At 73.1% G+C, this 9,492-nt stretch carries 8 protein-coding genes and 1 pseudogene; 4 read left to right on the plus strand and 5 right to left on the minus strand.

All coding sequences use genetic code 11. From position 1 onward, the window contains the following. The first annotated feature begins 9 nt into the window (after positions 1-9). Together BG452_RS22375 and BG452_RS22380 are read left to right on the plus strand one after the other, a co-directional pair. Positions 10-1,563, plus strand: coding sequence for a CehA/McbA family metallohydrolase (locus tag BG452_RS22375; RefSeq protein WP_188306136.1), 1,554 nt, complete (start codon positions 10-12; stop codon positions 1,561-1,563). A gap of 229 nt (positions 1,564-1,792) precedes the next feature. Continuing rightward, positions 1,793-2,296, plus strand: coding sequence for a hypothetical protein (locus tag BG452_RS22380; RefSeq protein ID WP_188306129.1), 504 nt, complete (start codon positions 1,793-1,795; stop codon positions 2,294-2,296). A 4-nt stretch (positions 2,297-2,300) separates the two neighbouring features. Here BG452_RS22380 and BG452_RS22385 read toward each other — a convergent pair whose 3' ends face one another. Continuing rightward, on the minus strand, positions 2,301-2,810 hold the full coding sequence (locus tag BG452_RS22385) for a DinB family protein (protein WP_188306130.1): 510 nt from the start codon (positions 2,808-2,810) through the stop codon (positions 2,301-2,303). Positions 2,811-3,026: 216 nt separating this feature from the next. Between BG452_RS22385 and BG452_RS22390 the strand changes: the two genes are divergently transcribed. Both BG452_RS22390 and BG452_RS22395 read left to right on the plus strand, forming a co-directional pair. Further along, positions 3,027-3,839, plus strand: coding sequence for a class I SAM-dependent methyltransferase (locus BG452_RS22390; protein WP_188306131.1), 813 nt, complete (start codon positions 3,027-3,029; stop codon positions 3,837-3,839). A gap of 191 nt (positions 3,840-4,030) precedes the next feature. After that, positions 4,031-4,393, plus strand: a complete 363-nt coding sequence (locus tag BG452_RS22395; RefSeq protein WP_188306132.1) for a hypothetical protein — start codon at positions 4,031-4,033, stop codon at positions 4,391-4,393. Positions 4,394-4,514: 121 nt separating this feature from the next. Here BG452_RS22395 and BG452_RS22400 read toward each other — a convergent pair whose 3' ends face one another. The 4 genes and pseudogenes from BG452_RS22400 to BG452_RS22415 all read right to left on the minus strand — a co-directional run. Continuing rightward, positions 4,515-6,614 carry an alpha-galactosidase gene (locus BG452_RS22400; RefSeq protein WP_188306133.1) on the minus strand — a complete coding sequence of 700 codons (2,100 nt, stop codon included), beginning with the start codon at positions 6,612-6,614 and terminating at the stop codon, positions 4,515-4,517. Positions 6,615-6,961: 347 nt separating this feature from the next. Then, on the minus strand, positions 6,962-8,131 hold the full coding sequence (locus tag BG452_RS22405; RefSeq protein WP_188306134.1) for an MFS transporter: 1,170 nt from the start codon (positions 8,129-8,131) through the stop codon (positions 6,962-6,964). An 82-nt stretch (positions 8,132-8,213) separates the two neighbouring features. Next, positions 8,214-9,344: a galactokinase gene (gene galK / locus BG452_RS22410; RefSeq protein ID WP_188306135.1), complete on the minus strand. Its 1,131-nt coding sequence runs from the start codon at positions 9,342-9,344 to the stop codon at positions 8,214-8,216. After that, positions 9,341-9,492 (minus strand): annotated as a pseudogene (locus BG452_RS22415) (galactose-1-phosphate uridylyltransferase); the annotation flags it as partial. The pseudogene BG452_RS22415 and the gene galK, both read right to left, overlap by 4 nt.

A 9,492-nucleotide genomic window follows, 5' to 3' on the forward strand; every position in this document is an offset into this window, starting at 1 on the left:
CGCCGCGACCTGCTCCGCACCGGCCTAGCCACCGGCGCCGCCACCGCCCTCGGCCTGGCCGCGAGCGGCGCCACCGCCGGCCCCGCCTCAGCCGCCCCGAGCCGCCCCGGCAACGCGAGCGACCAGACCCTCACCCTCACCGGCCACCTCCCCACCGGCGCCCCCGACTTCGTCTACCTCCCGGTCGAAGTCCCCGACGGCGTCCGCGAGATCGCCGTCTCCTACGGCTACGACAAGCCGCAGGTCCCGGCCGGCACCCCCGGCAACTCCTGCGACATCGGCATCTTCGACGAGCGCGGCACCGACCTCGGCGGGGACGGCTTCCGCGGCTGGTCCGGCGGCTTCCGCACCGAGTTCGCGCTCGCCCGCGACACCGCCACCCCCGGCTACCTCCCCGGCCCGATCAACCCCGGCACCTGGCACGTCGTACTGGGCCCCTACCAGGTCGCCCCGCAGGGCCTGGACTACCACGTCCAGGTCACCCTCCGGTTCGGCGAGCCGGGGCCGGAGTTCACCCCGCACTACCCGCCGGAGCGGGCCCGCGGCCGCGGCCGGGCCTGGTACCGCGGCGACTGCCACCTGCACACCGTGCACTCCGACGGGCGCCGCCTGCCCGAGGAGGTGGCCGCCGGAGCCCGCGCGGCCGGACTGGACTTCATCGTCTCCACCGACCACAACACCAGCTCCTCGCACGCCGTCTGGGGCCCGCTGGCCGGCCCCGACCTGCTGATCGTCCCCGGCGAGGAGGTCACCACCCGCAACGGCCACTGGCTGGCGCTCGGCCTGGAGGCCGGCCGGTTCGTCGACTGGCGCTACCGTTCCCGTGACGAGGAGTTCCCGCGCTTCGTCCGCCAGGTCCACCGCTCCGGCGGCCTGGTGGTGCCCGCCCACCCGTACTGCCCGTACGTCGCCTGCCAGTGGAAGTTCGGCTACCAGCAGGCCGACGCCGTCGAGGTGTGGAACGGGCCCTGGACGTACGACGACGAGTCGGCCGTCGACACCTGGGACTCCCAGCTCGCCACGGCCCTGCGCGGCAGCAGCTCCGGCGACCGCTCCTGGCGGCCCGCGATGGGCAACAGCGACGCCCACAGCGAGCCCCAGGTCATCGGCCTGCCGCACAACGTCGTCCTCGCCGAGGACCTCACCCGCGACGCCGTCCTCGACGGCCTGCGCGCCGGGCGCAGCTGGCTGGCCGAGTCCGCCGCCGTCCGGCTCGACCTCACCGCCACCGGCAACGGCCGCCAGGCGGGCATCGGCGAGGAGCTGACCGTCCCCGCCGACGCCCCGGTGGACGTCCGGCTCACCGTCTCCGGCGTGCCCGGCGGCACCGTCCGCCTGATCACCGACGAGGGCCAGCTGCACCAGGAGTCGCTGCCCGCCGACGGCTCCGGCACGGTCGTCTGGCGCACCACCGCCTCGCTCGCCGCCTACGTCCGCGCCGAGGTGCGCCACCCGAAGGCCGACGGGACGCCCGGCAAGGGCAACACCATGGGCGGGGACCTGCCCTGGGGCCCGATGGCGGCCCTCACCAACCCGATCGTGCTGCGGGTCGACGAGCGCTGAACGCGTGCGCCGACCCGCCCACGGACCGGGAGGGGGACGACTCGGGACACCCGTTTGGACTAGGTTGATCCCCGAAACGCATCAGTCGTAGGGATGAGGCGGTCGGCTGTCCGCATCCGGGCCGACCGGCTCCTTCGCACTCCCACCGCCTCGCCCCGGCTGCCCGTCCGTACTCGTCCAGACCCGTCCAGACCCGTCCCGTCCCCGGCCCGCGAAGGGATCAGCAGCTGTGAACCGTACGACCGTAGGTGGGCCGGAGCTCGGGGGTGGCCGGGGGGCCGGGGGCGTCCTCGTCCTCGTCGACCCCGCCGGGGCCGCCGGCGAAGGAGGGCACGGCAGCCCGGTCGCGGCGCTGCTCGCCCAGGAGCTGCACCCGAGCGCCCACCTGCGGACGGACGACTTCCTCCAGGTCATCCGCGACGGCCGGCGGCCGGACCGGCTCCCCGAGAACGACCGCCGGCACGCCACCGCCCTCGCGGCCGCCGCCCAGGCCGCCTTCGCCTACGCCACCGGCGGCTACCAGGTCGTCGTCGAGTGCCCCGAGCCCCCGGCCACCCTCGACACCTTCCGCCGCGAGAGCCGCGCCACCGGCGCCGCCCTCCACTACGTCGTCCTCACCACCACACCCCCCACCAGCCCGCACGAACTCGACACCACTCCCCTCACCCCCGAGACCACCGCCAAGTCCCTCCTCACCGCCCTCACCACCCGCACCCACCTCCTCGGCTGGTAGGCCCCTACACCCCCACCACGCCGTCGACGGCCTCGCGGAGGAAGTCCGCGTGCCCGTTGTGCCGGGCGTACTCGTGGATCAGGTGGAGCATCACCAGGCGCAGTGAGACCTCGGCCTCCCAGCGGGGCTGGTACCCGGTCACGTCGAGCGAGGGGGCGGCCAGCTCGATGCGGCGGGAGTGCTCGACCTCGCTCTGCCAGGCGGCGAAGGCCTCGGCACGGGTGGCGCCGGCCGTGTCGTAGGCCACCTGGTAGTCGCCGTCCTCGGACCAGACCAGCGGGACGTCCTCGCCGTCGATCACCCGGCGGAACCAGGTGCGCTCCACCTCGGCCATGTGCCGCACCAGCCCGAGCAGGCTCAGCGTGGACGGCGGGCTGGAGCACTGCCGCAGTTGCTCGTCGGTCAGGCCCTCGCACTTCATGGCGAGGGTCGCCCGGTGGTAGTCCAGGAACTGGCGCAGCATCTCGCGCTCGCCGCCGGTCAACGACGGTACGGGCCGGTCGTCGGTGCTCATCGGTTCATCACTCCTCTAGTTCGGATACCCGGCGGACTGTAGCGAACCGGCGGCCCGGCCGGACACCGCGTTTCCGGCGCCGCCGCCGGCCGCCGCCCGATCGCGTCAACTCCGAACCAGCCCGTCACGTACCGTGTTCGGACCGCCACCGGTTTGGGTACGTACCTCGGCGCGCCCGACCGCCGGGCACCCACCGAGCAGGAGACCCGACCCCCCATGGACCACAACCACATCCCCCCGACGGTCCGCCGGACCTACGGCGCCGACGACCTCAGCACCGCCCCGTCGTTCGCCGGCGGGTTCATCAACTTCGGTGACTGGCACGGGATCGACCTCACCGCGCCGTCCCCCGAGGACCGGGTGCACAGCCAGGAGCAGCTCTACCGCCGGGTGCTGGCCACCTTCCCGGAGCCGCGCGAGCAGCTGCGCCTCGCCGAGGTCGGCTGCGGCCGCGGGCTCGGCGCGGCCCTCGCGCTACGGGAGTTCCGCTTCGCCTCCGTCACCGGCGTCGACATCCACCCCGACCAGATCGAACGCGCCCGCGCCGTCAACGCCCGCGCCCTGGCCACCTACCCCGACCGGCTCGCCTTCACCCTCGGCTCGGCCGGCGAACTCCCCTTCGCCCACGCCTCCCTGGACGGCCTGTACTCCGTCGAAGCCGCCCAGCACTTCCGCGAACTCGCCACCTTCGCCCGCGAAGCCGCCCGCGTCCTGCGCCCCGGCGGCCGGCTCGCCGTCACCACCTTCTTCGCCGCCCCCGGCGCCGAGATCACCGAACGCCTCAAGATCCTCCTCGCCAGCTTCGCCGACGGCCTCGACGTCGCCCATCCGCTCGACGCCTTCACCACCGACCTCACCACCGCCGGCTTCACCGCCGTCTCCACCGAGTCCATCGGCGCCGACGTCTGGCCAGGCCTCGACCGCTACCTCACCGACACCGTCCCCGCCGACCACTGGACCCGCAACTTCCTCCCCGCCTGGCGCCACGGCCTCCTCGACTACCACCTTGTCACCGCCACCCGCACCTGACCCCCACCCCCACACCACCCCCGACCCGGGCCTGTCCCCACCCCGTGCGGACAGGCCCCCCTCCTGCACCCGCTCTCCGCTCCGGACCGTAGGCAGTCTTGTGCGGACCGTGGCCAACGCACAGGCTGTGCACGGGAGTCCAGCGCCACGGGAGGCGCGGACGGGCCCCTGATCCCCGAAGGGAGCACGAAGTGGCGACAGTCACCCTGAAGAGGTACACCAGCCAGTCGGCCGCACAGGAGGATCTCAAGAAGCACGTCGAGGGAAGCCGGCTCACCAACCTCGGCCAGGCGCTCAACGCCGCCTACGACGGCAAGGGCAAGGACAGCGGCAAGCACACGGTCGACGGCACCGTGGTCCAGGTGCTTCACGCCAGTGCCGGCAAGGCCGGGGTGTCGAGCGTCACCCTCTTCTACTTCTTCCAGGGCTCGGAGTTCCGCCTGGTGGCGCTCGGAGAACACGCCTCCTCCGACCGCTACACGATCGACGCCGACCTCGGCCAGGAAGAGGCGCCGTTCCGCAGGAAGAAGACGGTGGGCCCGGGCGGCGAGTGAGCACCCGAAAACGTGTCAAGGCCGTTCCCGCCATCCGGCGGGAACGGCCTATGACGTAAGGCGCGGAGCAGGCTCGCCGGGCACCGTCAGCGGCCCGGCCAGGCCCACGACCCGGCCTGGGTCAGGACAGGACGGTCCAGCTCTGTCCGGCCGCGGCCGAGTTGGCCGGTTCGGTCATCCCGGTCGAGCCGGCGGTTGTGCCGGCGACGTCCAGGACCAGGCCGTTACCGACGTTGGTGATGGTCAGCGCACCGCCGCTGTTCTGGGTGACCTTCCACTTCTGCCAGGGGTTGTCGGGCGACGGGTTGAGCAGGTAGGCGCTGCCGACCCCGCCACCCCCGGCCAGCACCGCGTGGGTCTGGGCGGCGGTGTTGCAGTTGTCCGCGATCGTCACCGTGCCGTCCGCGTTCGGAGTGAACAGCCACTGCTGGGCGGCGCTGCCGCTCTGGTAGGCGTTGATGCCGGAGTTGCCGCCGACGGCGGCGTAGCAGCCGCCCTGGACCTCGAGCGCCTGGCCGCCGGTACCGCCGGCGCTGATCGCGTGGTACTTGCCGTCGCCGACGACGCTCGCCCGGCCGCCACCGGTGCCGCTGCCGCCGCCCATGCCGACGCTGCCGCCGGTGATGCGGTAGAGCGCGACGCCGTGCGCGGGGATCCAGTTGCCGCCGAGGGTACCGGTGGTGGTGCCGGTGGCGCCGCTCCAGATCTCCCGGTAGCCGTAGCCGGAGCCGGTCAGGCCGAGGTCGGTGAAGCTCGCGCTGGGCATGGCCCAGTTGTTCGGGTCCTGGTTGACCAGGGCGACGGCCAGGTCGCCGTTGGCCAGCTGGCGCTTGAGGATCACCGGCGCGGTCGGGGAGGAGGGCGCGCTGCCGACCAGGGTGGCGGGCTTGGCGAGGCTGTCCTGGTCGATGGCGATCATGTCGGGGTTCTTCAGGAGCGCCAGCGCGGAGGAGTTGATGCCGGTGGACCAGGTCTGGCCGTTCGCGGTGTGCTGCGAGTCGGCCGCGGTGCGCAGGTCGGCGCCGGAGACGAGCGGGGCGGCCATCATCGACAGGACGGACAGCTCGGTGCGCGACTCGTCGTCGGTGAACGGCTTGTTGCCCTTGTAGGTGTCGGTGACGCCCCAGACGCCGTTGGGGTCCTGCCAGCCGGCGAACATCATGTCCAGGTCGTTCCAGCTGCCGGGGTGGACGTTGCCCGGGTACTTCAGCGCGGTCTGCAGCTGGCCGTTGTAGAGCACTCCGTCCAGTTCGCTGTCCCGGTCGCCGCCGATGCGGCACATGTTGGCGACCTGGCCGCACCACACACCGGTGGGTGAGTAGCCGGGTGCCTGGTGCGGCTGGGTGCCGGCGGCGACGATCAGCGGGTCGGTGCGGGCCGGGTCGTTGGCGTTCAGCAGGTAGGGGATGCCGGTGTGCGCGGGCTGCGCGGACAGGCTGAGGGTCACCTTCGGCCTGCCCGTGGCGGCGGTCGCCGTGTCGAGGGCGCGCTGGAAGGTCTGCGTCCGGGCGTAGATGGACTGGGTGAGCTCCTTGCCCTCGCCCTGCGGGTAGTAGCTGTAGCCGTCGGGGCCGACGATCGTGGGGCCGTAGGGGCAGTCGTCGTACTTGACGAAGTCGACGCCCCAGGAGACGAAGTCGTTGGCGTCGGTGCTCTCGTGACCGAGGCTTCCGGGGTGGCCCTGGCAGGTGGTGTAGGTGTCGGTGGCGTAGAGGCCGAACTTCATGCCCTTGCTGTGGGCGTACCAGGCCAGGTACTGGATGCCGTTGACGGTCCGGCCGTTGACGGTCTGCGAGGGGAAGGCGTCCGGGTCGGGCACCAGGTGTCCGCTGGTGCGGTCGTTGCCGGTGCCGTCGGCGCCGGAGACCGGATTGCCGTAGTTGTCGTACAGCTGCATCGCATAGTCGGCGGTCTTCGCGAAGTCCGTGGTCTGGCCGTCGCGGTGGCGCGTCGACCAGCCGTCGTCGATGGTGACGGTGTTGTAGCCGGCCTGGACCAGGCCGTTGGCGGACATGAAGTCGATGGTCTGCTTGAGCTGGCTCTCGTTGACCTGGGGGCCCAGGCTGTTCCAGGAGTTCCAACCCATGGGCGGGGTCAGGGCGTTGCCGTTGCCGAGGGCCGCGGCCGGAGCAGCGGTGGCGAGGGCGGTGGCGCTGATGCCGGAGGCGGCGAGGGCCATGACGGCCAGCATGCCGGCGACGCGCTGTGGCGATGTGCGCATGTGGGGGCTTCCCGAGGGGATGGGCCGGGGCGGGGCCGCCCGAAGGGCGGGCCTGAGCACGGCTGATGGGGGTGGGGTGCTCTGAGCTCTGGCGTTGCGATGAGCTGATCGGGACACGTCTGCGCCAGTGGCACCACGAAGGGGGCGTGACGACCGCTCAGACAGCCGCCATCGGCGCGGCGCTGACGTGTCGGAACCACTGGGCCGCCTGATGTTCAACGGTGTGACATATGATATTGCGCTGATCAGAAACCTACAAGAGTCAACACAACCGCCCGTCCGACGTTGAGCGCGGATGTGTGGTTCGGCTGGAGACGGACTCCCCGCCAGGGACGTCCGCGTCCGCGTCAGGACCGGGGTCGAGTCGCGCGGGCGAGCCAGCAGGCGGCGATGAGGCAGAGGGCGGAGAGCGCGGCCAGGAGCACGGGGACGGCGGTGATCCCGAGGTGGTCGATGGCCGTGCCGAGAGCGGGAGTTGCCGCGACTCCGCCGGCCATGGAGGCGGCGATGACCCAGGCGCCGGCCCGGCTCGCCCGGGGGGAGGCCTGGTTGAGCCAGGACAGTCCGGTGGGGAAGACCGGCGCGATGAAGAGGCCGGCTCCGGCGTACGCGTAGGGGGCGAGGGCGGGCACCGGGGCGAGGGCGAGGCAGACGGTCATGCCCGCGCAGCCGGCGGTGACGATGGCGGGTGCCGACCAGCGCGAGGCCAGCGGGGCGACGAGGAACCGGCCGGCCGTCATCATCAGCCAGTAGCCGGAGGTGGCGGCCACCGCGATCCCGGCCGGGTGGCCGACGGCCTCCAGGTGGGTGGGCTCCCATCCGCCGATCGCGCTCTCGACGCCGACGTGCAGGACGTAGAGGAGGACGAAAACGGCGAGGACGGCGGTGGCCCGGCGGCCGGTCGCGGGTGCGGCGCCCGGCCGGGCGGCCGGCTCGGGCCGGTCGTCGCGCACCCCGCGCACGGTGAGGACGAGCCCGGCGGACAGCGCGGCGAGCGCGGCGAACACCGCCGGGTGGCGGTCGCCGCCGAACACGCCGATCAGCGCCGGGCCCGCGATGGCTCCGACCCCGAAGTGCGCGTTGAGCAGGTTCAGCATGGCCGTGCCGCGCCGGCCGAACCCGACGGCGAACAGCAGGTTGAGGCCGTAGTCGATGCCTCCGAAGCCGAGCCCGGTGACCAGTGCCGCGGCCAGGGCGAGCGGCCAGCCGGGAGCGAGGGCGAAGCCCAGGGCGCCGACGGCCATCAGGGCGTAGGAGGTGCCGAGCGCGGTCCGGTTGCCGACGCGGCCGTGGAGCCGGTCGAAGAGGAGTACGCCGCTGACGCCGCCGACGAAGTGCGCGCCCAGGCCGAGCCCGGCGCCGGACTCGGTGAGCCCGAAGCGTGTTCGCAGGGCGGGGATCGAGGGCCCGTAGAGCGCCTGTAACGCTCCGATCAGGACGAAGCCCAGGCAGGAGGCGACGACCGCGTTCCGGCTGAAGAGCACCTGGTCGGAGCGGTCGGTCTTCGGGGTGGACACGTCTGCTCCAGTGGGTCGGGCGCGCCGCCCGGTGCGGCGCACGGGCGGCCCCGGGTCGCAGGTCGCCCCGGACGGCGCGGGCTCAGCGCAGTCGGCGGGCACCGGCGGCGGGGAGGGCGGGGAAGGTGTGGGGCTGCGCGTAGCCCGCCCGGTGGAAGGCCTCGGCGATGGCGGCGGACACCCGGTCCGTGTCCGGCTCGTCGACCAGCACGATGACCGAGCCGCCGAAGCCGCCGCCGGTCATCCGGGCCCCGCGGGCGCCGGCCGCCACGGCGGTCTCGACGACGAGGTCGGTCTCCGGGCAGGAGGTCCCGAAGTCGTCGCGCAGCGAGGCGTGTCCGGCGGTCAGCACGGCGCCCAGGGCGTCGAGCCGGCCCGCCGGCAGCAGCTTCACGGCCAGCCGGACGCGCTCGTTCTCGCTCACCACGTGCCGTACCAGCGGCCGCAGTTCGTCCGGGAGCCGGTCCAGGGCGGCGGCGAGGCCGTCCGGCCGGAGGTCGCGGAGGGCGGGGAGTCCGAGCAGGGTGGCGGCCCGTTCGCAGCCGGCCCGCAGGTCGGCGTAGGCGCCGTCGCCGAGGTCGTGCTTGACCCGGGTGTCGACGACCAGCAGCCGCATCCCCTGGGCGGCCGGATCAAAAGGGATCTGATGCTGCGTCAGGTCACGGGTGTCCAGGTGGAGGGCGTGACCCTCGGTGCAGCAGAGCGAGGCCATCTGGTCCATCACGCCACAGGGCACGCCGACGAACGCGTTCTCGGCCCGCTGGGTGATCAGCGCCAACTGCGGCCTGGAGACTGAGAGTTCATGCAGATCGTGGTAGGCCAGGGCGACCGCGGCCTCCAGCGCGGCGGAGGAGGACAGGCCGCCGCCGCTGGGCACGTCGCTGTCCACGTGGAGGTCGGCACCGCCGACCGGGTGACCGGCCTCGCGCAGCGCCCAGACCACGGCCGCCGGGTACCGGGCCCAGCCCGGCACCCGCTCGGGGGCCAGTTCGGCGACGGACAACTCGACCACCCCGTCGTCGCCCAGGGTGCTGTACAACCGGAGCAGGCCGTCGGTGCGGCGGCGCGCGGTCACCCGGGCGGTGTGCGGGAGGGCGATCGGCAGCACGAACCCGTCGTTGTAGTCGGTGTGTTCGCCGATCAGGTTGACCCGGCCGGGGGCGGCCCAGACGCCGGTGGGGGTGGTGTCGAAGACGGACTCGAAGTCGGTCACGCGCCGGCCTCCCGCAGGTGTCGGGCCGCGTCCTCGGGGGTGATGTCGTTGACGAAGGCGTCCATGCCGGATTCCACCCCGGCCAGGTACTTGAGTTTGTCGGCGGCCCGGCGGATGGTGAACAGCTCCAGGTGGAGGGCGAGTTCGT

Origin of the sequence: Streptomyces sp. CBMA123 (assembly GCF_014596465.1) — a bacterium.
Classification (GTDB): Bacteria; Actinomycetota; Actinomycetes; order Streptomycetales; family Streptomycetaceae; genus Kitasatospora.